The organism is Streptomyces sp. NPDC001536 (genome assembly GCF_042894505.1).
Classification (GTDB): Bacteria; Actinomycetota; Actinomycetes; order Streptomycetales; family Streptomycetaceae; genus Streptomyces.
Map to the genome: position 1 here is coordinate 457,184 of NZ_JBIAVQ010000002.1, position 25,677 is coordinate 482,860.

19 protein-coding genes are annotated in these 25,677 nt (G+C 73.0%); 12 read left to right on the forward strand and 7 right to left on the reverse strand.

The window, feature by feature from the left end; all coding sequences use genetic code 11:
- Window positions 1-18: 18 nt before the first annotated feature.
- The 3 genes from ACFY0U_RS07235 to ACFY0U_RS07245 are packed head-to-tail and all read right to left on the reverse strand — an operon-like array spanning window position 19 to window position 2,482.
- The gene (locus ACFY0U_RS07235) at window positions 19-687 is read right to left on the reverse strand and encodes an ABC transporter permease (protein ID WP_388631516.1); all 669 of its coding nucleotides are present in this window, start codon (window positions 685-687) and stop codon (window positions 19-21) included.
- Complete coding sequence (locus ACFY0U_RS07240; protein WP_388631519.1) at window positions 684-1,379, reverse strand: ABC transporter permease; 696 nt, start codon at window positions 1,377-1,379, stop codon at window positions 684-686. The genes ACFY0U_RS07235 and ACFY0U_RS07240 overlap by 4 nt, the downstream gene beginning before the upstream one ends.
- Window positions 1,376-2,482: an ABC transporter ATP-binding protein gene (locus ACFY0U_RS07245; protein WP_388631522.1), complete on the reverse strand. Its 1,107-nt coding sequence runs from the start codon at window positions 2,480-2,482 to the stop codon at window positions 1,376-1,378. Before ACFY0U_RS07245 ends, ACFY0U_RS07240 begins: the two co-directional genes overlap by 4 nt.
- A gap of 496 nt (window positions 2,483-2,978) precedes the next feature.
- On the opposite strand from ACFY0U_RS07245, the gene ACFY0U_RS07250 reads away from it, so the two are divergent.
- From ACFY0U_RS07250 to ACFY0U_RS07305, 12 genes are all read left to right on the forward strand, one after another.
- Window positions 2,979-4,061, forward strand: a complete 1,083-nt coding sequence (locus ACFY0U_RS07250) for a hypothetical protein (RefSeq protein WP_388631525.1) — start codon at window positions 2,979-2,981, stop codon at window positions 4,059-4,061.
- A gap of 15 nt (window positions 4,062-4,076) precedes the next feature.
- Window positions 4,077-4,274 (forward strand): hypothetical protein, encoded by a 198-nt coding sequence (locus ACFY0U_RS07255; RefSeq protein ID WP_388631528.1) that lies wholly within the window; start codon window positions 4,077-4,079, stop codon window positions 4,272-4,274.
- A 35-nt stretch (window positions 4,275-4,309) separates the two neighbouring features.
- Window positions 4,310-5,566, forward strand: coding sequence for an FxsB family cyclophane-forming radical SAM/SPASM peptide maturase (locus tag ACFY0U_RS07260; RefSeq protein ID WP_388631531.1), 1,257 nt, complete (start codon window positions 4,310-4,312; stop codon window positions 5,564-5,566).
- Window positions 5,567-5,645: 79 nt separating this feature from the next.
- Complete coding sequence (gene fxsT / locus ACFY0U_RS07265; protein ID WP_388631534.1) at window positions 5,646-8,633, forward strand: FxSxx-COOH system tetratricopeptide repeat protein; 2,988 nt, start codon at window positions 5,646-5,648, stop codon at window positions 8,631-8,633.
- Window positions 8,634-8,745: 112 nt separating this feature from the next.
- Window positions 8,746-8,955 (forward strand): YxD-tail cyclophane-containing RiPP peptide, encoded by a 210-nt coding sequence (locus ACFY0U_RS07270; RefSeq protein ID WP_388631537.1) that lies wholly within the window; start codon window positions 8,746-8,748, stop codon window positions 8,953-8,955.
- 62 nt (window positions 8,956-9,017) lie between these two features.
- Window positions 9,018-10,154: an FxsB family cyclophane-forming radical SAM/SPASM peptide maturase gene (locus ACFY0U_RS07275; protein WP_388631540.1), complete on the forward strand. Its 1,137-nt coding sequence runs from the start codon at window positions 9,018-9,020 to the stop codon at window positions 10,152-10,154.
- A gap of 77 nt (window positions 10,155-10,231) precedes the next feature.
- Complete coding sequence (locus tag ACFY0U_RS07280; RefSeq protein WP_388631543.1) at window positions 10,232-10,594, forward strand: CU044_2847 family protein; 363 nt, start codon at window positions 10,232-10,234, stop codon at window positions 10,592-10,594.
- Window positions 10,591-11,532, forward strand: coding sequence for an AAA family ATPase (locus tag ACFY0U_RS07285; RefSeq protein WP_388631546.1), 942 nt, complete (start codon window positions 10,591-10,593; stop codon window positions 11,530-11,532). The genes ACFY0U_RS07280 and ACFY0U_RS07285 overlap by 4 nt, the downstream gene beginning before the upstream one ends.
- Entirely contained in the window at window positions 11,529-13,445 is a 1,917-nt protein-coding gene (locus ACFY0U_RS07290; protein ID WP_388631549.1) for a magnesium chelatase, read from the forward strand. Before ACFY0U_RS07285 ends, ACFY0U_RS07290 begins: the two co-directional genes overlap by 4 nt.
- On the forward strand, window positions 13,435-14,736 hold the full coding sequence (locus ACFY0U_RS07295) for a CHAT domain-containing protein (protein ID WP_388631551.1): 1,302 nt from the start codon (window positions 13,435-13,437) through the stop codon (window positions 14,734-14,736). The genes ACFY0U_RS07290 and ACFY0U_RS07295 overlap by 11 nt, the downstream gene beginning before the upstream one ends.
- Entirely contained in the window at window positions 14,733-18,062 is a 3,330-nt protein-coding gene (gene fxsT, locus ACFY0U_RS07300) for an FxSxx-COOH system tetratricopeptide repeat protein (protein ID WP_388631554.1), read from the forward strand. Before ACFY0U_RS07295 ends, fxsT (ACFY0U_RS07300) begins: the two co-directional genes overlap by 4 nt.
- Window positions 18,063-18,210: 148 nt before the next feature.
- Window positions 18,211-19,428, forward strand: a complete 1,218-nt coding sequence (locus ACFY0U_RS07305) for a cytochrome P450 (RefSeq protein ID WP_388631557.1) — start codon at window positions 18,211-18,213, stop codon at window positions 19,426-19,428.
- On the opposite strand, the gene ACFY0U_RS07310 is transcribed toward ACFY0U_RS07305, so the two are convergent.
- From ACFY0U_RS07310 to ACFY0U_RS07325, 4 genes are all read right to left on the reverse strand, one after another.
- Complete coding sequence (locus ACFY0U_RS07310; protein WP_388631560.1) at window positions 19,418-22,519, reverse strand: ATP-binding protein; 3,102 nt, start codon at window positions 22,517-22,519, stop codon at window positions 19,418-19,420. The genes ACFY0U_RS07305 and ACFY0U_RS07310 overlap by 11 nt on opposite strands.
- A gap of 197 nt (window positions 22,520-22,716) precedes the next feature.
- Entirely contained in the window at window positions 22,717-23,457 is a 741-nt protein-coding gene (locus tag ACFY0U_RS07315) for an FAD:protein FMN transferase (RefSeq protein WP_388631563.1), read from the reverse strand.
- A 2-nt stretch (window positions 23,458-23,459) separates the two neighbouring features.
- Window positions 23,460-24,185: an FMN-binding protein gene (locus tag ACFY0U_RS07320; RefSeq protein ID WP_388631566.1), complete on the reverse strand. Its 726-nt coding sequence runs from the start codon at window positions 24,183-24,185 to the stop codon at window positions 23,460-23,462.
- A 10-nt stretch (window positions 24,186-24,195) separates the two neighbouring features.
- Window positions 24,196-25,536 (reverse strand): ferric reductase-like transmembrane domain-containing protein, encoded by a 1,341-nt coding sequence (locus ACFY0U_RS07325; RefSeq protein WP_388631569.1) that lies wholly within the window; start codon window positions 25,534-25,536, stop codon window positions 24,196-24,198.
- Window positions 25,537-25,677 lie beyond the last annotated feature (141 nt).

Sequence of the window (25,677 nt, forward strand, 5' to 3'; positions counted from 1 at the left end):
CGGCTCCGCCCGGACCGCTCAAACGCTCCGGCGTACTCCCCGGGACACGGTGGCCCGTCCCACCGCCCAGAACACCGCGAGCGTGAGCAGCGCCAGGCCCGCCACCAGTGTGGCGCCGCCGACGACCTTCTCGTAGTCGCGTTGGTAGAGGCCGTCCACGATGTAGCGGCCGAGGCCGCCGAGGCTGACGTAGGCCGCGATGGTCGCCGTGGAGACGATCTGGATGGCTCCGGAGCGCAGGCCGCTGAGGATCAGCGGGAGCGCGGCCGGGAGTTCGACGTGGAAGAGGACCCCGGCCTCGCTCATGCCCATGCCCCGCGCGGCGTCCACCGAGGAGGGATCGACGGTGCGCATCGCCTCGTAGGTGGTGACCAGGATCGGCGGGACGGCGAGGACGACGAGCGGGGTCATCACGTTGACGAGGCCGAAGCCCAGCAGCAGCGTGAGCAGCACCAGCAGACCGAAGGTGGGCAGGGCCCGCCCCGCGGTGGCGATCAGGGAGAGGACGGTCCCGCCGCGCCCGTAGTGGCCGGTGACCAGGCCCACCGGCAGGGCGATCGCGGCGGCGATGAGCAGCGCCTCCAGGGTGTACTGGAGGTGCTCGGCGACCCGCGTGGGGATGCCGTCGTAGCCCTGCCAGTGGGCGCTGTCGCCGAAGAAGTTGCCGATGTGGGTGAGCAGGTTCACCGTGCTGCCTCTTCCAGGACGGGGGCGGCCTTGCGCTTGCGGCGCTGCGGGCGCGGCATCCACGGCGTCAGCAGACGGCGCAGGAGCACCAGCGCGGCGTCGGCGAGGATCGCGAGGACGGCCATGGACAGCACGGCGTTCACGGCGAGTTCCGGCCGGTTGTAGATGGTGGCGTCGTTCAGCAGGTTGCCGAGGGCGCCCTGGTTGCCGATGAGGGTGCCGACGCTGACGAGGCTGACGCTCGACACGGTGGCGACCCGCAGTCCGGCGATGATCGCGGGTACGGCGATGGGCAACTGGACCTGGACGTAGCGGCGTACGGGTCCCAGGCCCATGGCCTTCGCGGCGGCGAGGGTCTCCTGCGGGACCGAGCGGACGGCGTCCACGACGGCCGGGACCAGCACGACGAGGCTGTAGACGGTGAGCGGGATCATCACCGTCAGCTCGGTCATGCCGGTGTAGTCGATGAGCAGCACGAAGAAGGCCAGCGAGGGGATGGCGTAGAACACGGTCGTCGCCCACAGCACCGGCGGGTACAGCCAGCGGAAACGCACGCAGAGTTGGGCCAGCGGCAGCGAGATCAGCAGTCCGGCGAGCACCGGCAGCAGGGCCTCGCGCAGGTGCAGCCCGACCAGGCCCAGCCAGCTGTGCTGGAGGTCGCTGGGGATGTCGAACATCCGGTCCCAGTTCATCCGGCGACCTTCGCGTCCGTGAGCCCCCGCGCGTGCGCGCCGCGGATGGCCTCGGCGATGGTCTGCTGGGAGACGACCCCGGCGACCTTCCCGTCGGTGTCCACGGCGACCGCCCACCCGGTGGGCGAGAGCACCGCGCAGTCCAGCGCGGCCCGCAGCGAGTCGGTGCCGACGACGAACGGGCGTCCGTAGGACAGCAGTCGGCCGTTCCCGCCAAGCCCCTCCGGTTCGGTCCACCCGAGTGGCCTGCCGTCGGCGTCCGTCACGAGGAGGAACTCGGCGTCGGTGTCCGCCCGCTCGGTGCCGGCGTCCGCCGTGACGACAGGTGCCATCGTCAGCTCCAGCCCTGTGGACGGGAAGAAGGAGAGCCGCCGCACCCCCCTGTCCGCGCCCAGGAAGTCCTCGACGAACGCGTCGGCCGGGTCGGAGAGCAGCTCGGCCGGCGGCGCGTACTGGGCGAGCCGGCCGCCGGTGCGCATCACGGCGACCATCGTGCCGATCTTCACGGCCTCGTCGATGTCATGGGTGACGAAGACGATCGTCTTGCCCAACTCCTCCTGGATACGCAGGAGTTCGTCCTGAAGCCCCTTGCGCACGATGGGATCCACGGCGGAGAACGGCTCGTCCATGAGCAGCACCGGCGGATCGGCGGCGAGCGCCCGGGCCACGCCGACGCGCTGCTGCTGGCCGCCGGAGAGCTGGTAGGGGTAGCGCTTGGCGAGCGCGGCGTCGAGCCCGACCCGCTCCATCAACTCCCGTGCGCGCTCCCGGGCCTTGTCCTTGCTCCAGCCGAGCAGCCGGGGCACGGTCGCGATGTTGTCGATGATCGTGCGGTGCTGGAAGAGACCGGCGTTCTGGATGACGTAACCCATGGACCGGCGCAGCGTGTTGACCGGCTGCCGCAGGATGTCCTTGCCGTCGAGGAGGATGGTGCCCTCGGTGGGTTCGACCATGCGGTTGATCATCCGCAGGGTGGTCGTCTTGCCGCAGCCCGAGGGGCCGACGAGGACGGTGATCGAGCGGTCGGGTATCTCCAACGAGAGCCGGTCGACCGCCACCGTGCCGTCCGGGTACCGCTTGGTGACTGAATCTATCCGTATCAAAACGCCGAATACCCTTCGGGTCTGGCCGAGGTGGACCGCTTTCGGCCGTGGTGGGGCGGGCCGTTGCGGGTGAGTCTAGACGGCTCGTGTTGACGCGCTTCAGCGGGCACGATCCGGCGGGGCGGCCGGAAAGCACTGTTGACCGGGCAGGGCGCGCGTACTGTCATGGAGTTCGCACGCATCCGACCGTCCATGACGAGGAGCGCGACGTGAGTGAGTGGCCCAGGGCCTGTCCGACGGGTCAGGCCGGCGTCGCGAGCCCTGGTGCCCACTTCCCCACCGGGGAGACCCCTGTCGCGTCGACTCCCTCCTCCTCGCGGCCGCACGCACCGGACCCCGCCCGGCTCGGCTCGCCCGGACCGTTCGCCGCAGCCGGCCTGACCCGCCGGACAGGCTCTGCCCGCGCGGTGCGGTGCCCCGTCGCGCGTCCGCCGCACGCGAGTGACCGAAACGGTTCGTACGCGCCCGCCTGCGTCCGTCGGGCCCGGTGACGGCCGTGGCCTCCGGCGGATCGGCCGCGGGCGGCGGTCCCCGAATACCCTCCTCCCTTCCCGGCCGGCCCGGTTTCGACCCGGCGGTGCTGGCCCGGGGGCGGCTGCTGCTGGCGCTCGCCGGCGACGCCCGGGGCCGTGACGCGGCGGACGAGGCGCGGACCCTGGCGCTGCGGGCGGCGGCGGACTTCGAGAGCGGAGTCCGGCTCACCGGCCGGCACAGCGCCCCGTCCGCCGTGCGCTGCCGGGCCCTGCTGGACCTGGCCGAGGCGCGTGCCGTGGCCGCCGGTGACACCGGGCATCCCGGGGTCCTGGAGGCGCTGGAGCGGGCGGTGGACGCGGTCCGCGACCAGGGCCCGGCGTTACGCGTGCCGGCTCTGCGCCGGCTGGCCGAGGCGCACACCGCCCGCTACCGGCACACCGCCGAGCCCGCCGAACTCCAGGCCGCCGACGGGTACTTCACCCAGGCCGAGGCCCTGCTGGACCGTGACGACCCGGAGCGGGCGGAGCTGCTCGCGGGCCGTGGCGAGGTGCTGGTCGCCCGGGCCGAGCGGGGCGGGGAACTGCCGGTGGCCACCGATGCCGTACGGGTGCTGCGCGCGGCGCTGGCGCTGACGGCCGACAGTGATCCCCATCTGGCCGACCGGCGGCTTCTGTTCGGGCGGGCGCTGCGTCATCATCACGGCGCGGGCGGAACGCCGACCGATCTGCACGAGGCCGAATGGGTGCTGGCCCGCGCGGCACGCGGCGCGCGCGACGACCGTACGGCGGCACTGGCGTGGCTGGAGCGCGGCGACGTACTGCTGACGCTGGCCGGGGACGCCGGGGCACCCGAGTGGCTGGACCTGGCGGCCGACGCGTACCACCACGGCGTACGCAGTGCGGACCGGGCCGGAGAGCCGCTGCTGGCCGCGCGGGCGCACCACCAGCGCGGGGTGGTGCTGGAACGGACGGCGGGACCGGAGCACGCGCTGGAGTCGTACCGGACCGCCTGGGCGCTGTGGCAGCGGGCCGGGGCGGCACAGGGGCCGCAGGCCCGGTCGACGTTCGAGCGCATGGCCGCGCTCGCCGCAACACGGGGACGGTGAAAGGGTGTGTGCAGGGTGACGGAGCCGACCGTTCGGGACGGACATGCGGGGACGCCGCTGCCCGAGTACAGGGACGTCGATCTGGCCGCGCTGCGCGCCCGGGTGGACCACCCCGTGCTGGGCGCGGTGCTGGCCACACTGCTGGCCCGGTCGTGCGACGCCGACGGCGGCCTCGTGGCGTATCACGAGGACTCCCCGGGGGTAGAACGCTAGCGGCGGCACGGGGCCGCCCAGGGGGAGGCGACGCTGTGCAGACCGCTTCGGACGACAGCTTACGGATCGCCCGGGACCGGGAGTTCGCGCCGTGGCCGCACGCCGAGCTGGACGTGGCGGCCCTCAGGCGTGCCGGACAACGCCCTTCCCCCTTCCGCCAGTTCGTCCTGAAGGTGCACAGTCGCTGCAATCTCGACTGCACCTACTGCGTCATCTACCAGGGCGAGGACGCCAGTTGGCGGGGCCGCCCGGCGCGGGTGTCGCCGGGCGTGATGCGGCAGGCGGCCCTTCGGATCGCCGAACACGCCGTCGCCCACGGGCTGTCCGAGGTGCGGATCGACCTGCACGGCGGGGAACCCCTGCTGTCCGGTGCGGACACCGCCCTCCAGTACACGGCCGCCGTACGCCGGGCCCTGCCGGCCAGCGTCGCACTGCGGGCCACCGTGCAGAGCAACGGCACGCTGATCACCGACCGGACCCTGGACCGGCTCGCCGACGCGAACATCCGGGTCGGGCTGAGCCTGGACGGCGGCACCGCGCATCTGAACGCCCGCCGCGTGGACCATGCGGGGCGCCCTTCCTGGCCGGCGGCGGAGCGGGCCGCGCGACTGCTGGCGGACCGGCCCGAGCTGTACGCCGGGATCCTGTGCGCCATCGACATCACGAGCGACCCCGGGGAGGTGTACTCCTCGCTCGCCGAGCTGCGTCCGCCCCGCCTGGACCTGCTGCTGCCGCACGCCAACTGGTCGAACCCGCCACCGGGCCTGCCCGCCCGGGCCCCGGGGGCGTGGCCGGCCGTGCCCACCCCCTACGGCGACTGGCTGGCCGCCGCCTTCGACCTGTGGTGGGACGGCGCGCCCGACGGCTCCCAGCCCCGGGTGCGGCTGTTCACGGAGGTGGTGGCGCTGCTGCTCGGGGTGCCCAGCACCACCGAGTCGATCGGTCTCTCCCCGACCTGCGCGGTGGTCGTGCACACCGACGGCTCGGTGGAGCAGATCGACTCCCTCAACCTCGCCTACGACCACGCGACCGCCACCGGCCTCGACGTCTTCGGGCACGCCTTCGACGAGGCGCTGGACCATCCGGGGATCGTCGCCCGCCAGCTGGGCGTGGCAGGCCTCGCGGACGAGTGCCGGGCCTGTCCGGTGGGCCGCGTCTGCGGGGGCGGCAACTACGGTCACCGCTACTCCCGCGGTACGGGCTTTCGGCACCCGTCGGTGTTCTGCGCCGACCTGGAGCGCCTCGTACGGCACGCGGCCGGGCGGCTGAGCGCGGTGATGCCCCCGGATTGAGCCACGTATCGCTTAAAGTGCACGCGAAACCGACAAAAAACATCAATCTATTGATTTCGGTGTAAGGGGAGACGGTCGGATGGCCGACAAGTCCAAGGGCGCCGAGTCCCACGAGCACTTCACCATCAGCTACGCGGGATTCAACCGGCCCTGGGCGACGTGGATCGCGCACCAGCTGGAGCAGCTGGGCCACGAGACGACCCTGCTGCGCTGGGACCCGCCGCTGCGGATGCCGCTCGCCGAGGCGCTGCGCAACCTGCTCCAGGCGCCGGGCCGGGTGCTGCTGGTCCTGGACGACTGGTACTTCTCGCTGGGCCCCCGCTCGGACGCCGAGTGGACGGAGGCGCTGCACGAGGTGGTGCCGGCCCACGTGGACCGGTTCTCCGCGGTCAGCGTGGCGACGAGGGCGCTGCCCGCGACGGCCGCCCCGCTGCGCCCGGTCGACCTGCGCGACCTGGACTCGCGGGAGGCCCGCCGCCGTATCCTGCGCCGCCTGGACATCGAGGCGTCCGCCGAGCCCGCCGCCCCCTCCGGCACCGCCGCCCCCCGCTTCCCCAACGACCCGCCGTCGGTGTGGAACGTGCCGCGCCGCAACGTCCGCTTCACCGGCCGCGACGCGATCCTGGAGGAGCTGCACGCCCGCTTCGAGCGGGGCGGCCGCAGCGGTGCGCGGGTGGCGCTGCGGGGCATCTCGGGCGTCGGCAAGAGCCAGATCGCCAACGAGTACTCGCACCGCTTCGGCAACGACTACGACATCGTCTGGTGGGTCGGGGCCCGCTTCCGCGCGCCGGCGCGCGAGCAGTTCGCGCAGCTCGCCCCGCGCCTGGAACTGCCGGTCGGCCAGGAGCTGGGCGAGCGGATCCGCGCGGTCCACGAGGCGCTGCGGACCGGGACGCCGTACAAGAGATGGCTGTTGATCCTTGACTCCGCGGACGACATGGAACAGATCGAGGACCTCCTCCCGGAGGGCAACGGCCATGTCCTGATCACCACCCTCACCCAGGACTGGGCGGCTTCCGGCAATGTCACCGAGATCGAGGTGCTGCCCTTCAGGCGGCCCGAGTCCGTGGCCTACGTCCGCCGGCGCGCCCAGCGGCTGAACGACGCCGAGGCCGACCAGCTCGCCGACGCCGTGCAGGACCTGCCGCTGCTGCTGGCGCAGACCGCGGCCTGGCTCGACGCCAACGCGATGCCCGCCAAGGACTACATCTCGATGATCCGGCGCGGCGAGGCCAGCCAGATCGGCATCCGGATCTCCTCCGACTACCCGATGGGCTTCCAGACCAGCTGGTCGATAACTCTCAACACGCTCCAGGAGAACAACCCCGAGGCCGTGGAGCTCCTCCACCTGTTCGCCCTGTTCTCCCCGGACGCCATTCCGGTCCGTCTGATGCAGGCCGCCCACCCCTCCGACCTGCCCGACCATCTCGCGGCCCTGGCGGGCGACCCGATCCGCTGGCACACCGCGCTGCGCCGGCTGTCGGAGTCCACCGCGGTCCGACTGGACTACGTCGAGTCCTCCGACGCCGAACCGGCCGTGGACCGCGTCTCCATGCACCGCCTCTACCACAGCTTCCTGGTCAGCACCCTGACCGAGGACCGCCGTGACGCGCTGTCGACGATCGCCTGCACCCTGCTGGCCGGCGCCGACCCGCGCCGGCCGATCGACACCCGCGAATGGACACGCTACGCCGAGCTCATCCCGCACCTGGAGACCGCGGGAGCACTGGACAGCCCCGACCCGGTGGTGCGCCAACTCGTGCTGAACTGCATCGAGTACATGCGGGTACGGGGCGAGAACCGGGCCGCCCTCAGACTGTGCGAGCAGGCCGTCACCCGCTGGCGGACCCGGCTCGGTCCCGACGACCGGGACATGCTGATCCTGATCCACGACCACGCCAACATGCTGCGCCGCAGCGGCCGTTACCTGGAGGCCGAGGCCGTCGGACGCGCCGTCCTGGACCAGCTCGCGGAGACCCGGGCCGACGACGACCCCGACCTGCTGCGCGCCAAGAACGGACTCGGCGGCACCCTGGTGTCGCTGGGCCGGTACGACGAGGCGCACGGCATGTTCAAGGAGTGCGTGCAGGCGTACACCAGCACGCTGGGCGCGGACGCCCCGCGCGCCCTCCAGGACCGCGGCAACCTCGCCGTGGTCACCAGCCTGCTGGGCCGCTACAAGGAGTCGCTGGAACTGCACCGCGACATCCTGCTGATCCGTGAGCGGCTGCTGACCCCGCGGCACCATCTCACCCTGCGCTCGGGCATGTTCTACGCCTGGATGCTGCGCCTGCTCGGACGCTACGACGAGGCGACCTCACGCCAGGAGCTCAACGTCCGTGCCCACCGCAACACGATGGACCGCTACACCCCCCAGACCCTGTTCGCCGAGCACAACTTGGCGCTGTGCATGAGGCGCAAGGGCGATCTGCTGGGCGCCGAGTCGCTGATGCGCAGCGTGGTCGAGCGGTTCGTGCAGCGGCAGGGCCCGAACCACCCCGACTCCCTTCTGGTGCAGGCCGACTTCGCCACCTTCAACCGCGAACACGGCAACCTGGAACAGGCCCGGGAGTCGGCGGCGGGGGTCGCCGAGCAGTACGCCAAACTGGTCGGCCCCCAGCATCCGTACGCGGTGGGCACGGCGGGCAATGTGGCGCTGGCCCTGTGGGAGTACGGGGAGCGCGACGAGGCGCTCCGGATCGCGGAACAGGCGCTCGGGGACATGCGCGCCGCGGTCGGCCCGTCCCACCCCTGGGCTCTCGGTGCCGGGCTCAACGCCGGGGGCGCCCGCAGTCTCGCCGGGGACGAGGAAGGCGCGGCCGAACTCTCGCGCGCCGTACTGGAGTCGGCGCGCACCACCCTGGGCGAGACCCACCCCCTGACCCTCTCCTGCAAGGCGGCGCTCGCCGCCGACCTGCGGACACTGCGACGCGGGCAGGAGGCCTCCAAGCTGGAGCACGAGGCGCTCCAGCAGCTCTCCGACACACTGGGTGCCCAGCATCCCCACACGCTCTCGATCCGACGCCGGGAACGGCCCTACTGGGACTTCGAGCCGCTCCCGACCTAGGTCACAGCTCGGCGCTAGCACCTCGTGGGAACTTGCCTGGTGGGGTCTCGGCCGGGCAGCATGGGCCGGGCCTCTCGTCAAGAGGCAGGTTCGGCCGTCCTGAGAGGTGAGTGTGCGGGGTACAGACGAGGACAGGCCGCTATCGGCTGGAGCACGGGAGCCGGGCGCCGAACTGCCCGACCTCACCGATCTCGACCTGCTGGCGCTGTCCCGTGAGTCATCACATCCGGTGCTCGCGGCGGTCGCCACGGGCCTGCTGCCCCGCAAGCTGCGCGGCGGACCCGCGATGGCCTTCTACGAGGACGGTCCGTATCAACTGTGACCGCCCGGTGGCCTCTTGAGACACTGGACGTCGCCGGGTTACGGCGGTCCGGTGTACGGGCCGTGCCCTTCCGGCAGTTCGTCCTGAAGGTCCACAGCCGCTGCAACCTGGCCTGCGGCTATTGCTACGTCTACGAAGGCGCCGACCACAGCTGGCGGGACCGCCCGCCGGGGGTGTCCGCCGAGGTCGTCCGGCGTACCGCGGCACGGATCGCGGACCACACCGCGGCCCACGGACTGTCCTCCTTACAGGTCAACCTGCATGGCGGCGAGCCCCTGTTGGCCGGGGTGGACACCCTGGTCGGCTATGTCACCGCCGTGCGGGAGGCCGTCGGCCCGGGGTGCCGGGTGGACGCCAGCGTGCAAACAAACGGCACCCTGCTCACCGAGGACCGGGTGCGGCGGCTGGCCGACGCCGGGATCGGCGTCGGGGTGAGCGTGGACGGCGGCACCCCGTGGCTGAACCGGCACCGCGTCAACCACGCCGGGCGCTCGTCCTGGGCGGCGGCCTCGGCCGGTCTTGAGGTGCTGCGGCGGCATCCGGAGGCCTACGCCGGGATTCTGAGCGTGATCGACCCGGACTCCGACCCCGTCGAGGTGTACACCTCGCTCACCGCGCTCGACCCGCCCTCCATGGATCTGCTGCTGCCGCACGCCAACTGGGCGCATCCACCGGCCGCCGCGGGCCCCCACCCGTACGCCGACTGGCTGATCCAGGTTTTCGACCTCTGGTTCGATTCCGCTGAACGCCCCGTCCCGATCCGGCTGTTCCGCGAGATCATCGGGCTGCTCCTCGGACTGGACGGCGGGGCCGAGGCCGTGGGGAACTCACCGATGGTCGCGGTGGTCGTCGACACCGACGGGGCGATCGAGCAGGTGGACTCGCTGAAGACGGCGTACGAGGGCGCGCCCGCCACCGGACGCGATGTCTTCCGGCACTCCTTCGACGACGTCCTGGACCATCCCGGCGTCGTCGCACGGCAGTTGGGCCGCCGGGCCCTCGCCCCCAAGTGCCTGGTGTGCCCGCTGGCGGCCGTGTGCGGCGGGGGCAACTACGCCCACCGCTACCGGGCCGGCGAGGGCTTTCTGAACCCCTCGGTGTACTGCGCCGACCTGGAGCGGCTGATCCGGCACATCGCCGACCGGGTGCGCCGCGCCGCCGACCTCGCAACCCCCCTGCGGACGATCAACAACCGCTGAGCACAAGGCTGTTGAGCGAGCCGGGAACGGGGAAGGAAAGCACAGGGATCCGGCTCGCAGGACGGGGGAAGTGCTGCATGACGATCGTGACAGGGGTGGCGGCGGACGGCCGGGACGGGCCGGTGTACGTCGAGGTGGACGGCGCTTGGGCCACGGGCGGTGTCGACGACGTGTACCAGGGGATCGACACCCGGGGCCCGGCCGACCGGGTGCTGGAGGTGGCGCGCGACGTCTACGCCGACGGCCTGGACCTGGCCCGGCGGTGTGCGCGGCAGGCGGCGGAGCGGCTGCACGACCTCGGCGAGGGGCTGAAACCCGACGAGGTGGAGCTCCAGCTGTCGATCAAGCTGGACGCCGAACTCGGTGCGGTGCTGGTGAAGTCCGGGGCGGAGGCACAGCTCCAGGTCACGTTCCGCTGGCACACGGGGGGCGACTCGTGACCGGTGGGACCGCCGGCTCCGGGATCCACATCCTGCCCTACAGCTATGTGGTCGGACAGGCCGAACTGAAGCTCGCGCTCGAACTGAACTACATCGCGCCGCGGATCGGGGGCGTCCTCGTCAGCGGGCAGCGCGGGACCGCCAAGTCCACAGTGGTGCGGGCGTTCTCGCTGCTGACCCGGGGCGAGCTGCCGGTCACCCTGCCGATCAACGCCACGGACGACCGGGTGCTGGGCGGGTGGGAGCTCGACGCGCTGATGCAGGGGGAGGCACGGACGCAGCCGGGGCTTCTCGAGGAGGCCGGCGAGAAGGGGATGCTGTACATAGACGAGGTCAACCTGCTGGACGACCACATCGTCAACATCATCCTCGACGTCGTCTCCACCGGGGTGCTGTCGGTGCAGCGGGAGGCCATCGACACCGTGCGCAGCGTCAGCTTCGGACTGGTCGGCACGATGAACCCCGAGGAGGGCGGCCTGCGGCCGCAGTTGCTCGACCGGTTCGGGCTGATGGTCGCCGTGTCCGAGCTGGACCAGGAGGCGCGGCGGGCGATGGTGCTGGCCGTACTGCGCTTCGACGACGAGGCCGGGACGGAGTCCTCCTGGCTGGCCGACGGGCTCGCCGCCGACGAGGCGCTGCGCGAGCGGCTCAACGCGGCGCGGGCGGCCGTGCAGGACGTACGGCTGAGCGAGGACATCGCCAAGCTCTGCGCCGACGTGGCCACGCAGTTGCGGGCGGTGGGGCACCGGGGTGAGGTGGTCACCGCCTGGGCCGCGCGAGCGCTCGCGGCCTTCGAGGGCACGGACGAGGTCACTCCCCACCACGTACGCAAGGTGGCCCCCCTCTCCCTGCGCCACCGCCGCCCCGAGGCGGCTCACGGCGGCCCCGTCGAATGGACACCGGAGGAGTCTGACCTGCTCGACGGGCTGCTGGGATGACGGCGGAGCCGGACGGCCGGGCGGCCGGGCCGCGGCAGCGGCTGTTGCGGGTGCTGGCGTGTTCCGCGTTGGGGCCCGGCCTTGACGGGGTGCTGCTGTTCGATCTGGAGCCGGAGATGGTGGCGCCGGTGACGGACGCGTTCGCCCGGGTGCTCGGGCTGCGGAACGGGCGGCCGGTGCGGCGGGCGATGCTCGGCTCGGTCACCGGGGACGACGAGCTGTGGCTGCGGCCTACGCTGCGGCACGAGGGCGCCGGGATGAACTTCTCGCTCGCCCCGGGCCCGCTGGTCGACACCGACCCGGAGGCCTCGACCCTGGTCGTGGTCCCCGACCTGGTCCGGTTGAGCCTGCCCGGCATGCGGGCCGCCGTACAGCTCCTCGGCGCCGACGTCGCCGCCGTCGAACGCTCCGGCTTCCGCGCCCGCTGGCGCCCCCGGGCCCGCTGGCTGGCCGCGTGCCGTGAGTCGGAGGTCGGCCGCCTCTCCCCCCACCTCCTGGACCGCTTCCCGATCCGCCTCAACGCGGCGGGACTGGAACCGGACCGGCTGCTCGACGTACTCGACCGCCCCGACGGCCAAGGGCGGCCCGGCGGATCCGACCCCCTCGTCCGCGGTGAGCTGCCCGAAGGCTGGCGGGATGTGCTGGCGGCGGGGCGGCGGGGCGGGTGTGCGATGGACGAGGAGGCCGCCGCTCGGGTGGTGGCGTTGTTCGACGGGGACCGGGGCGGTCGGCGGGCCCTGGGTCTCGCGCGGCTGGCCCGGGCGTTGGCCGTGTTCGGGGGTGACGACAGCTGTGGGGCCGAGCGGGTCGACGAGGCCGCTCGGCTGATCGGCGTCGCCGCGCGGCCCCCCGTGCCGCCCGGCTCCGGCCTGCCCGCCGACCGCAGTCCCGTCACGCACGACGGCGACGGCGAGCGCCGGCCCGTACCCGAACCCGCGAAGCCGGACCCGGTGACCGACGACGGCCCCGCGGACCGGATACCCGGCACCGCCGTCGCCGTGCCCGCCGGACCCGCCGAGGCCCTGGACACCTTCGCCGCCGATGCCGGGGACGGCGTCGGCTCGCCCTTCCCCGAGGACGACGCCCGGTTCCTGCGGGAGTTCGCCCCGCTGCGGATCCCCTGGCAGCGGCGCCCGGAGCCCAGTTCGGCACGCGGTCCCGTGATCGGCGTACGGTCGGCCACCACCCTGCGCGACCTCGCCTTCGTCGCCACCGCCATCGAGGCCGCCAAGCACCAGAACCTCCCCGGCCGCCGCGCCCTGCGCACGGACGGCGACGGCCGCCTCGTCGTGCTGCCCGGCGACTTCCGCAGCTACGCCCGGCTCCCCGTCGCGGAACGCATGCTGGTGCTGCTGCTCGACCACACCTGCCGCCGCGGCTGGGACTGGCAGCCTGCCCTCGCTCCCTACCTTCAGTGGGCCTACACCGGACGGGCCTCCATCTGCGTGGTCGAGGTCGGCAACCGGGACGCGGCACACGAACTGAAGGCCGACCACTTCGTCGCCCGCAGCGTCCTGGACCCCCGCGTCGGCCGCGCCCTGCACCGCCCGCCCGGACGCAGCAGCCCGCTCGCCCACGGTCTGGCGATGACCGACCAGTTGCTGCGCCGGGCCTTCCAACAGCGCTCCAACCTCGTCGAGGCATGGCTCGTGGTGGTCTCCGACGGCCGTGGCAACGTTCCGCTCGACACCGGCACGGGCGACCGGCTGCCCGGCCCGGTGCGCCGTACCGGCATCGAGGACGCGCTCTCGGCGGCCGGGCGGATCGGCGCGATGGGGCGGATGCGACTGCACTCCGTGGTCGTGGACGCCGCCCGCCAGCCGTACCCGGACCTGACGTTCCAGCTCGCCGACGCCCTCGGCGGAGTGACCGTCGCCGGACGCACCGCACGGGGGGTGACCGGTGTCCGCTGAACCGACCGGCCCCCGCGGTCTGGGCGGGGCGATCCCGCTGGGGCCCGGCATGCCCGCCCGGCCGCCGGCGCCCGAGCCGCTGGCCGCGCCGCGCCCCGCCGCCGTACCGGAGCATGTGGCCGAGTCCCACGAGGCCGTACGGCTGCCCGCCGCACCCGTCGATCCGGACGCCCGGCTGCCCGCCGGGTTCGCGAAGCTCTCGGTGCAGCGGGCCTACGGCGAGCCGGGGCAGGACGCGTTCTGGCTGACCGGGCACAGCGGTGAGCTGGAGAGCCGCCTCGACTCCGAGTACACCCGGCTGCGCCCGGACGACCTGGTGCTGCACAACCTGCGGCCGGGCAGCACGATGCCGCCGAGCGAGATCCTGCTGGGGCTGGCCGAGTGGTCCCAGGGCCAGGAGCCCCTGGTCCGCTGGATCAATGTGCTGCGGGCCCGGCACGGTGCGGACCTTCAGCTGGTGGTCTGGGACGACACGGACTACGACATCCCCTGGGAGCTGCTGCATCTGACGGGCCACCAGGAGCACGGGCTGGTCTCCGGGATCCTGGGCGCCCTGGTGACGGTGGTGCGCTGGACCACCGTCCGCGAGGCCGGCACCACCCCTTTCGGCGCCCCGGCGTCCTGCTCGGGCCATGTCCTGGGCTACTACGCCGAGCAGATGAGACGGGACGTGGAGGTGTTCGAGGAGTATGTGCACCGCGCGCACATCGGCACCCCGCGGACCTTCCTCACCGAACTCACCCGCCCGGACCTCGGCGCGGGCCTCGTGTACATGGGGTGCCACGCCGAGTACGGCGCCCATGCCCACGAGGTGAGGATCGCCTCCGTCAGCTGGAGCGACCTCAACCGGCAGGCCATGCCCGCGCTCCGGGGCGGGTCCACCCTGGTCTGCCTCAACGCCTGTGAGTCCGGCCGCCTGTTCGACAACCGCTGGCGTGGCGAGAACGCCCTGCGGGGCTTCGCCGAGCTGTTCCTGCGCAAGGGGGCCGGCGGCTGCATCGCCACGTCCGGGAAGGTCGGCGACGACATCGCCCATCTGCTGATCAGGGAACTGGTGGGCCGGGTGTGCGCCGACCCGGACCTGCCCGTCGCCCGTGCCCTGCGCGAGTTCCGGGCCAGTGCCGTGGCCCGGTTGCCCGACCCGCTGTCGTGGCTCGACGTCGGCGGCCGCGCCTACACCGAGCGGCAGCAGGAGATCCTGCTGGTTCTCTACAGCTTCATGTTCCTCTACTTCGGACACCCGCTCACCACGCTCCGGCTGCGGGTGCGCGCCCAGGAGGTGAGGGCATGACCGGCGACGCCTCCTCCTTGCTGGTCGAGCCCCTGGTCGGCTGGCCCCGCAAGGCGCAGGCCGGGCAGAGCTATCTCGTCACCGTCGACCTCAACGGGCCGGCGGGGGACGAGGACTGGCCCTACGAGGAGGAGGAGTTCGACTTCGGGGTGGCCCTGGACGGCGCCCCGCACTTCGTGTGCGAGGCGCTGAGCGAGCCCAGCGTCGTCCTCCACCGCTTCGGCGGCACCTACGGCCCGGCGCGTTTCGTGGTGACCGCCGACCGCACGCCCGGGCCCGGCACGATCTGGCTGACCATCACCAACCGCTGGGGGGTACCGGTCCGTACGGTCGAGCTGCCCAGCGAGATCGTCGTGGAGACGGTGCCCGCGGGGCCGGGGCAGATCGTGGTGCCCTCGGCGAACGGCCGCCCCGCCACCCTCTCCGGCACCACCCGCCCCGGCACGCTCCCCGTCCCCCGTCCCTCCGACCCCTGGTCCCCCGACCACGTCACGATCAGCTACGCGGGCACCCACCGTGCCTGGGCCACCTGGACCGCGCACCAGCTTCAGCGGCACGGCTGCCGCACCGATCTGCTGCGCTGGGACCCGCCGCCGGGCGTCCCGCTGAGCCGGCTGTTGAGCGAACTGCTCGGTGTCCCGGGCCGCGTTCTGCTGCTCCTGGACGAGGGGTATCTGCGGCTCGGCCACCGCACCGAGGCCGAGTGGGCCGGGGCGCTGGCCGACGTGGTCGCACCGCGTCTGGACCGGTTCGCGGCGGTCGACCTGTCCACGCGTGCGCTGCCCGCCGCGGCCGCCGTACTGGGCCCGCCCGCCCTCAGGGACCTGGACCCGGCGGAGGCGCTGCGCCGGCTGCTGGCCGCGCTCGGTCTGGAGCACACCGAGCCGGACGCCGAGGAGGACGTACCCGTCGCGCCGCGCTTCCCGGACGCGCCACCGGCGGTGTGGAACGTACCGCGCCGCAACTTCCGCTTCACGGGCCGCGATCCGGTCCTGGAGGAGCTGCACGCGCTGTTCGAGAGCGGCGGTCCGGCCGGGGCGCGGGTGGCGCTGCGCGGGATCTCGGGGGTGGGCAAGAGCCAGATCGTGATCGAGTACGCGCACCGGTTCGCCAACGAGTACGACGTGGTCTGGTGGATCAGCGCGAGCTTCCGGGCCACCGCCCGCCAGCAGTTCGCCGATCTCGCCGACCGGCTCCAGCTGACGGACGCCCGGGCGCTGGGCGAGCGGGTGCGGGCGGTGCGGGAGGCGTTGCGCACCGGTCGCAGGCGCTGGCTGCTCATCGTGGACAGCGCCGACGACATGGAGCAGGTGGACGATCTGCTGCCGGAGAGCGGCGGCCATGTCGCGATCACCACGCTCACCCGCGGCTGGGCGGCCTCGGGCGGGGTGACGGAGATCCAGGTGGACCGGTTCACCCGGGCGGAGAGCGTCAGTTACGCCCGTCGGCACGTGGAGCGGCTCACCGAGGAGGAGGCGGGCCAACTCGCCGAGGCGGTGGAGGACTTCCCGCTGCTGCTCGGACAGACCGCGGCCTGGCTGGAGGCCAACGCCCCGGTGCCGGCGGCCGATTACATCGCGCGGCTGCGCGGGGCCGACGCGGACGTCATCGGCATCCAGGTCTCCTCCGACTACCCGATCGGTTTCCGGACCAGCTGGGCCATCACCCTCGACTCCCTGGAGCAGGACAACCCCAAGACGACGGAACTGCTGCGTCTGTTCGCCATGTTCTCGCCCGGCTCGATCCCGGTGCGCCAGCTCCAGCACGCCCGCCCCGGCGATCTGCCACCGCATCTGGCGGAGCTGGCCGCGGACCCGGTGCGCTGGCAGAACGCGCTGGCCCGGCTGGCCGAGTCCACCGCCGTACGCCGGGACTTCGTGCAGACCTCGGACGGCGACACCTATGTCGACAGCGTGGAGATGCACCGCCTCTACCACCGCTTCCTGCGCCGCACGCTCTCCCCCGCCGACCGGGACGAACTGTCGGCGGTGGCCTGCCGGGTGCTGGTCTCGGCCGATCCGCAGCGCCCCTTTGACGTGCGCGCCTGGCCGACGTACGCCGGACTGCTGCCGCATCTGTATCCGTCCGGCGCGCTGGAGAGCGCCGAGGACTCGGTGCGCGAACTCGTCCTGAACTGCATCGAGTACCTGCGGCTGCGGGACGAGGAGAGCACCGGGCTCACGCTGTGCGAACAGGTGCTGGCGCGCTGGCGGGTGCGGCTGCCGCCGACCCATCCGTCGATGCTGGTGCTGGTCCACCAGCACGCCAACATGCTGCGGCGCTGCGGGCGTTACCGGGAGGCGGAGGCCGTCGGGCGGGCCGTCGTGGAGCAGCTGGAGTACGAGCGGGCGCCCGACGACGCGGAACTGCTGCGGGCCCAGGTCGGGCTCGGCGGGACCCTGATGGCGCTGGGTCTGTTCGAGGAGGCGCACCAGCTCTGCGACCGGGTGTGGCGCGCGTACGACGCCTTGGAGGGGCCGGAGGCACCCCACACGCAGGGGTCGCTGCACAATCTCGGGGTGGCCCTCGGACTGCTGGGCCGCTATCTGGAGGCGGCCGCCGTCCACCGTGAACTGCTGGCCCTGCGGGAGCGGTTGCTGCCCCGCAACCATCGGCTGACCCTGCTCACCGGTCTCACCTATGCCCGTTCGCTCAGGCTCCTGGGACGCCATCGGGAGGCCGCCGAGCTCCAGGACGCCAACACCCGGCTGCACCGCGAGACCATGGGCGAGTACCACACCCAGACCTTGCTGGCCCTGCACAACCAGGCGCTGTGCCGGCGCCGTTCGGGCGACTACGACAGTGCCGGGGAGCTGTTGCGCGGCCTCGTGGAGCAGTGCCGGCAGTTGCAGGGCGCACGGCATCCGATGACGTTGATGATCCAGTCGGACCGCGCGTCCTTCCTGCGCACGCACGGCGATCCCCCCAAGGCCGCCGAACTGACGCTCCAGGTCTGCGAGGACTACCGGCACCTGCTCGGCGACGACCACCCGAACACGCTGGGCGTGCTGGGCAATCTGGGGCTGGTGCACTGGCGCCTGGGCAACCACGACGACGCCCGGAATCTGATCGAACAGGCGCTGCGCGGGATGCGGGCCGCGGTGGGCGCCGACCACCCCTGGTCCCTGGGCTGCGCCCTGAACGTGGCCGCGGTGCGCCATCTCTCCGGCCGCCGGGAGGACGCCGCCGCGCTCCGCGAGGACACCCTGCGGCGGGCCCGCCAGGTCGTCGACGAGGGGCATCCGCTGCTGCGGACCTGCACGGAGGCCCTGACGTCGGCCGCCGACGACCCGCCGTACTGGGACTTCGAGCCGCAGCCCATCTGAACTGCTGATGCTTGGGCTTCACTCACTCGGACGGGCCACCGGGCCCCCTGCCGGTGCCCCGTCCGTCGTACGCCTTCGCAGCTGCCGAGGAGGATGCTGAAACCGCTCTGAAACCGCATTGAAGGCGGCCCCCCGCACACTCCCCGGCATGACCACGCAGCTCACGCCCGACCTCGTCGAGAACCCCGTCGGCGCCTACGCCGACCTCCGCGCCCGCCCCGGCCTCGGCCATGTCGTCCTCCCCGGTCTGAGCACGCCGGTACGGCTCGTCACCCGCCACAGGGACGTGACGGCCGCGCTCACCGAACCCCGCCTGGTCCGGGACCGGTCGGCGATCACCGGCTCCGACATGCCGGATCCGCAGGCCGAGTTGCTGGCATCGGGTCTGGAGGGCCTGCCCGAGGAGTACGTGCCCTACCTGTCCGGGCATCTGGCCCTCTTCGACGGCGACGAGCACACCCGGCGCCGCAGTCCGCTCACCCGCGCCTTCACCGCCCGCCGGGTGGCCGCGCTGCGCCCCTTCGTGGAGAAGCAGGCGCGGGAGCTGGCCGACGCCCTGGCCGGACGCGAACGGGCCGATCTGCTGGGCGAGTTCGCCTATCCGCTCAGCACCGCCCTGATCTGCGAGCTCGTCGGCGTGGACGCGGCCGACCAGGGCAGGGTGTGCGGCTGGATCCGGGACTTCGCGTACGGCGACGGCAACGGGGTCCTGGACGGGCTCGGCGGGATCGTCGCGTACACGAAGGACCTGGTGGCCCGGCGCCGCGTCGAGCCCGCCGGCGACCTGGTGTCGGCGCTGCTGGCGGACGGCGGCATGACCGACGACGAGATCGTCACCGTCTTCTTCCTCCTCATCAACACCGGCATCACCCCGCCCGCCCTGTTCCTCGCGCACGCCGTCCTAGCCCTCCTCGACCACCCCGACCAGCTGCAACTGCTGCGTGCCGCACCGGAGTTGCTCGGCGGGGCGGTGCCCGAGCTCCTGCGTCACGTCACGCTGGTCCGCATGGGCGCCACTCTCTACGCCACCGAGGACTTCGTGTTCGCCGGCACCCGGCTGAGGAAGGGCGAGGCGGTGACGGTCGCGCTGTTCGCCGCCGATCACGACCCGGCCGCCTACGACACCCCCGAACGCCTGGACGTGACGCGGGAGTTCGGCCGCGGTGACGGCCATCTGGCCTTCGGCCACGGCCCGCACTACTGCATCGGCGCGGCGCTCGGCCGGCTGGTGACGGGTGTGGTTCTTGAGGAGTTGGTCGTACGACGGTCCGCGGCGCCGGAGTTGGCGGTGGACCGCGCCGACGTGCCGTTCGGGCACTGGCCCGGCGACGGCTTCCACCTGCTGGGCCTGCCGGTCAGACTGTGACCCTCAGCAGCCCCAGGGCGGCTTCCCGGAGCCCCTGCGGGTCCAGGGCGGCATACGTGGACAGCGCGTCCTCGTAGGCCGCCCTGTCGGCGTTCTCGGCGGCCTCGCGGGCGAGTGCCGAGGACATCGTGGGCTGGAAGTTGCGCAGTACCCGGAAGCGTTCGGCGAGGGCGGTCAGCCGTGCCCCGCGCGCGCCGTCGCCGTCGGCCAGGGCGATCGTGCCCAGGGCGAGCAGCAGCGCACCGCACACCGGGAAGTCGACGGTCACATAGCGCGGGGTGGCCGCGGGGCGGGTCAGCAGGGCCGTGAGGCGGTCGGGCAGCGCGGTGGCGAGGGGCGCGACGAGATGGACGCGGCCGTGCCGGGCGTGGGCGGTGACGGCGGCGGACTGGAGCTCCAGGACCCAGCCCTGGATGACGAGTTCCTCGCCGGGGGCCGGGCTCTCCGCGTGCTCCAGACGTTCCATGGCCCGGCGCCACAGCCCGAGCCCCGTCTCGACGTCACCGCGGGCCAGCGCCATCTCGGCGCGGGCGCCCAGGTCGGGGGTGAAGGCGTCGGAGGCCGTGGACTCCGGCTCGTGCCGCAGCGCCTCCTCCAGCCAGTGCTCGGCCGCGTCGAGGTCGCCGGTCTGGAGGTTGGCGAGCATCAGACCCCACCGCATCCCGATCGTGTCGCTCCACTCGCCGAGGCTCTCCAGGGCGTCCAGCGCGGCCCGCATGTGCACCAGCGCCTCGCCCCCGCGCTCGGTCTGGAGACAGAGTTCGGCGAGCCGGGAGGCGGGCCAGATCCGCAGCACCGGGATGTCCCCGTCGCCGAGCGCCTCGACCATGCGGCGGGCGGCGGCGAGGGCGAGGTCGGGCCGGTGCTCGCTCTCCCACACATAGGTGGCGACGTAGTTGGCGACACCCGCGAGGAGCGGCTCGTCGCAGTGGCACAGGCGGTCCAGCGCCTCGTGGTCCGCGAGCACGTGCGGGAAGGCGCACAGCACGGCAGCGATGGCCCGCACCATCGTGTCGGGCTCGGCTGGCGGCAGCCGGCGCAGGGCGACCAGGGTGCGGACGGCGCCCGGTCCGACGCCCAGGAACAGGTTGGCGGTCAGCAGGGCGGCCGCGGTGCGGGTCGCCTCGACGTACCGGGCCGTGGGCCGGTAGTGGGACAGGGCCCGGGCGGTGTCCTCCAGGAGGGTGATCATGCGGAGGTAGTTGGTCTCCGTGCTCCACAGGGCGCCGAGGACGGCGGTGACCGTGGCGACGGTGGCGAGGTCGTCGCGGGCGAGCGCGAGCCGCAGCGCCTGGACGAGGTTGTCCTGTTCGGCGCGGATCAGCTGCCAGGAGGCGAACGGGTCGGTGCCGAAGGGGGCGTCGTGGTGTGTGGCCCCGAACTCCCGTGCCCAGTCCAGGAACCGGTCGGTGACCGCGTCCTCCCGGTCCACGGCGGCGAACTCACGGACCGTCTCCAGCATGCTGAAGCGCGCGCCGTACGGGGTGTCGGCGACCTTCAGCAGGGACTGGTCGACGAGGTCTTCCAGGAACTCCCAGGCGTCGTCGACGAGTTGACCGGCCGCCTCGGCGGTGAACCCGGCCGGGAAGACGGACAGCGCGCGCAGCGCCGCCTGGGCCGGTTCCTCCAGGAGGTTCCAGCTCCAGTCGACGACGGCGTGCAGGGTGCGGTGGCGTTGCGGGGCGTCCCGGGGGCCGCCGCGCAGCAGCGCGAACCGGTCCTCCAGACGCCGGGCGATCTCCGCGACCGACATCACCCGGACCCGGGCGGCGGCGAGTTCGACGGCGAGCGGCAGCCCGTCGAGGCGGCGGCACAGGGTGGCCACGGCGTCGGCGGGCAGCTCGACGCCGGGGCGGGCGGCCCGGGCGCGCTGTCGGAACAGCTCGACGGTGGTGGCGGGGTCCAGTTCGGACAGCGGGTGGACGGTCTCGGAGGACAGTCCGAGAGGGGCCCGGCTGGTGGTGAGGATCCGCAGGTCCCGGGTCCGTGACACGAGGGCCTGTACGAGGTCGGCGACGCCGCGCACCACCTGTTCGCAGTTGTCCAGGACGAGCAGTGCGGGTCCGGTGCCGAGGGCGCCGGCTATGGCGGTGACCGGGTCGGGGCCCGCCGCGTCCAGTGCGGAGGCCACCTCGGCGGCGACGTCGGAGTCCGCCCGGACGCCGGCGAGCGGCACCAGGTGCACGATCCGCTGCTCGGCGTCCCGGGCGACGGCGCTCGCGAGACGGGTCTTGCCGAGGCCGCCGGGGCCGACGACCGAGGTGACCCGGGAGCCGTGCAGCAGCCGGGTCACCTCGGCGACGTCGGCGTCCCGGCCGAGCAGCGGGTTCGGCTCGTGCGGTACGCCGCGCCGGACGGCGGGGGCCTCGCCGCGCAGCAGTTCCTGGTGGAGTTCCTGGAGGGCGGGGCCGGGGTCGGTGCCGAGTTCGTCGCGCAGTCGGCGGCGGTGGCGGTCGTATGTCGCGAGGGCGTCCGGGGCGCCGGCGGTGGCCGTCTGGCAGCGCATCAGCTCCAGGAGGAGTTCCTCGTCGCGCGGGTGGGCCGCGGCCAGGGCGGTGAGTGGTCCGACGGCTTCCTCGCGGCGGCCGGTGCGGGCCAGGGCGAGGGTCCGGGAGCGGACGAGGGTGTGGTGGGCGGCGGCCCGTTCGGCGCGCAGCGCGCTCAGCGGGTCGCCGGGAACGGCCTCGTCGTCGGGCGCCTCGCCGCCGTCCCAGAGCGCGAGTCCGGCCTCGGCCTCGGCGAGGGCGCCCGCGTGGTCCTGGGCGCGGGACTTCTCGGTGGCGGCCGCGGTGTGCAGCAGGACGGCGCAGGCGTCGACCTGGTCCTCGCGCAGGGTGAGCCGGTATCCGGTGGGTGTGCTGGCGATGGCCTCGGCGCCGAGCTGCCGCCGGGCCCGTGAGACCAGGATCTGGAGCGCCTTCGCCGGATTCTCCGGCTGCTCCTCCGGCCACAGCCCCGCCACGAGCCGCCCGGCACTGCACCCCGCGCGCAACTCCCCCGCCAACAGCGCGAGCAGCCCGCGCAGCCGGGGCGCGGTGATCTCCCGCCCCTGATGGGACACGGCCGTCAGCAACGTCAACTCGATGGTCACCGCGCCAGGTTAGTCAGCCGATCACACGGACGCGCTCCGATCGGCGACCAGCGATCAGCGGGCAAGCGAACCCGGCGATGTCCGCCGCGCCCCGAAGGGGCGCGGGGCTGTATCCATGTGCGGCTACCGCCGCGTGGGCGCGACCAGCCACGACGGACCCGCAGACGAGGCACCGCACCCGCCGAACCGCCGACCGCTCAGGCCGCCGTCGACCGCTCCCCCGCCGCAGGAAACCCCGGCGTCCGCAGCACCCGGCGCTCCGCGTCCACCGCGAAGACCTCGCACCCGTCCAGCGAGGCCGCCCAGTCGACCCCCTCCGCGCCCATCGCGAAGGCGGCCGTGGCGACCGAGTCGGCCTCGGTCAGGGTGTCGGCCACCACGGTGAGGCTGAGCAGGCCCGTCGCCGGGCGGCCGGTGCGGCCGTCGATGATGTGGTCGCCGCGTTCGTAGCGGGCGGAGGTCGCGACCGCGCCGTCCGTGAGGTCGAGGACCGTGCACAGCTTGTCGGCGTGTTCGGGATGGCGTACGCCCACCCGCCAGGGCCCGCCGGCGGCGACCACGTCACCGCCGGCGTTGAGGACGAAGCGCCGGGCGCCCGCCGACTTCAGGAGCTCGGCGGCGCGCTGCACCGACCAGCCCTTGACCACCGCGCAGGGGTCGAGGCCCCGGCCCGGCAGCCGTACGTCGAACGCGCCGCCGGTCGCGGCCCGGTAGTGCTCGCACAGGTCGAGCACGATCCGCAGATCCGCGCTCACCGCGCTCTCGGCCAGCTCGCCCCGGCCCAGCCGCGACACCTCGCTGTCGGGCTTGAACGGGCTGAACCGGGCGTCGACCTCGCGCAGCCACGCGAAGAGGGCGTCCGCGGTCTCCTCGCCCACGTGCTCGTCGTCGACGCGCAGCGAGACCGGGAACCCCATGACGTGTTCGACCCTGTGCATGGTCAGCCCTTCGCGTCGATCGCGGCCTGGAGGGACTCCTTGTAGCCCTCGGTGGTGATCGTCGCACCGGACACGGTGTCGATGTCCGCGCTCTGCGCTTCCAGCGTCTCCGCGATCAGCTTCGGCACGGCCGCCGTCGTCTGCGGGTGGTTCGGCTGCTGGAGCATCCTCACCGCGGAGATCTTCTCGCCCTCGAAGGTCACCTGGACCTGCACGGTGCCCTTCTCGGTGTTCACCGCCGAGCCGTCGACGGTCTGCGTCGCCGAGGCGGTGGAGGCCGCGGCGGACGGCGAGGGAGAGGGCGAGGCGGCCGCCGCCTTCGCGTTCGCGTCGATCGCGGCCTGGAGGGACTCCTTGTAGCCCTCGGTGGTGATCGTCGCACCGGACACGGTGTCGATGTCCGCGCTCTGGGCCTGAAGCGTCTCCGCGATCAGCTTCGGCACCGCGGCCGTCGTCTGCGGGTGGTTCGGCTGCTGGAGCATCTTGACCGCGGTGATCTTCTCGCCCTGGAAGGTCACCTGGACCTGCACGGGGCCTTTGTCGGTGTTCACCGTCGTGCCCTTGACGACGGTGCCCGAGGAGGAGTCGGAACCCGAGGACGAGGAGGACGCCGACGGCGTGGAGGCCGCCTCCGTGGTGGACGTGGTGCCGCCGATGGACGGCTCGTAGCGCCAGATGGGGACCAGGCCCGCGATGCTGAGGACGACTACAGGTATGGCTCGCTTCACGATCTCTTCCTCATCCCGCCAGGCTGAAGCGCTCGAAGTGGGTCTGCGCCTTGGGCACGTTCAGCTCTCGCAGGCTGCCGAGCACGGCGTTCATCATCGGGGGCGGTCCGCACAGGAAGACGTCCCGGTCGGCGATGTCGGGGACCAGCCGGCGCAGCTCGGCCGGGGCCAGCTTGTCAGGCACCGGCGGGCCGGTGACCAGGTGCAGCTCGGCGCCCTTGGCGTGGGCCAGCTCGCGCAGCTCCTCGTAGAGGACGGCGTCCCGGTCGGCGGCGACGCGGTAGATGACGACCGCGTGGCCGTGCAGCTCCTCCAGGAGCGCCCGGATCGGGGTGACGCCGACACCGCCGGCGATGAGGACGGCCTCGGGGCGGGTGCGGTGCAGCGCGGTGAAGGCGCCGTAGGGGCCCTCGGCGAAGACGCGGGTGCCGACCTTGAGGTGGCGCAGGGCGGCGGTGCCGTCACCGGCGACCTTCGCGGTGAGCCGCAGGGTGCGGCCGTCGGGGGCCGCCGACAGGGAGAAGGGGTTCGCCTGCCACCAGCGGTCCTTGGTCAAAAAGCGCCACAGGAAGAACTGGCCGGCCCGGGCGGGCAGCTTGTCCAGGTCACGGCCGGTGACGTAGATCGAGACGACGTTGTCGGACTCGGGGACGACGGCCTCGACACGGAACCGGTGGCGCAGGTTGCGCCACAGCGGCAGCACCATCCGGCCCAGGACCACGGAGCCGAGGGCGACGGTCCACAGTCCGTACCAGTACGTCTTCGCGGCGTTCGACGAGGTGAACGTCGTACCGACCGCGACCTGGTGGGTGAAGGCCAGCAGCACCGCGACGTAGGTGTACAGGTGGATGAAGTGCCAGGTCTCGTAGGCGAGGCGGCGCCGCGCGTAGCGGGCCGAGACACAGCCGACGACGAGGATGATCGCGAAGGCCGCGATCGCGCGGAGCACGCCCTCGGTGGTCTCGGCGAGGTCGACGACGGTGCCGATGGGGCCCACCTCGGTGCCCTCGGCGTAGCCGAAGGCGATGAAGACGAGGTGCGCGAGCAGCGTCCACAGGATGCCGAAGCCGGTCCAGCGGTGCCAGGAGGTCAGCCGGTCCATGCCGATCCGGCGGTCCAGCCACGGCAGCCGGGCCACCAGGAGCAGCTGGAAGGCCATGAACAGGGCGCCGTAGAGACCGGCGAGCCGGCCGATCACGATCAGCGCGTTGGAGGCGAACCCGGCCTGGGAGAAGAAGAAGGCGACCACGGCCACGTTCGCGGCGATCACGGCGTACAGGCCCGTGCGGGCCACCACTTTGGGCCGTATCGCCGTGGGGGGCGCGGTGGGCGGTTTGACGGTCGTCGTCACGGACGGAGCTCCTTGATCGGGGCCTGGGTAATCGAGCTTCGCTTGGGCGACCTGTCGATTTACTGTCGTACAACTTTCAAGTGGTTATCGATGTGGCCGCGAGGAAGTATCGGCTCTGGAGTCGGGGCCCGCGTGACGCAC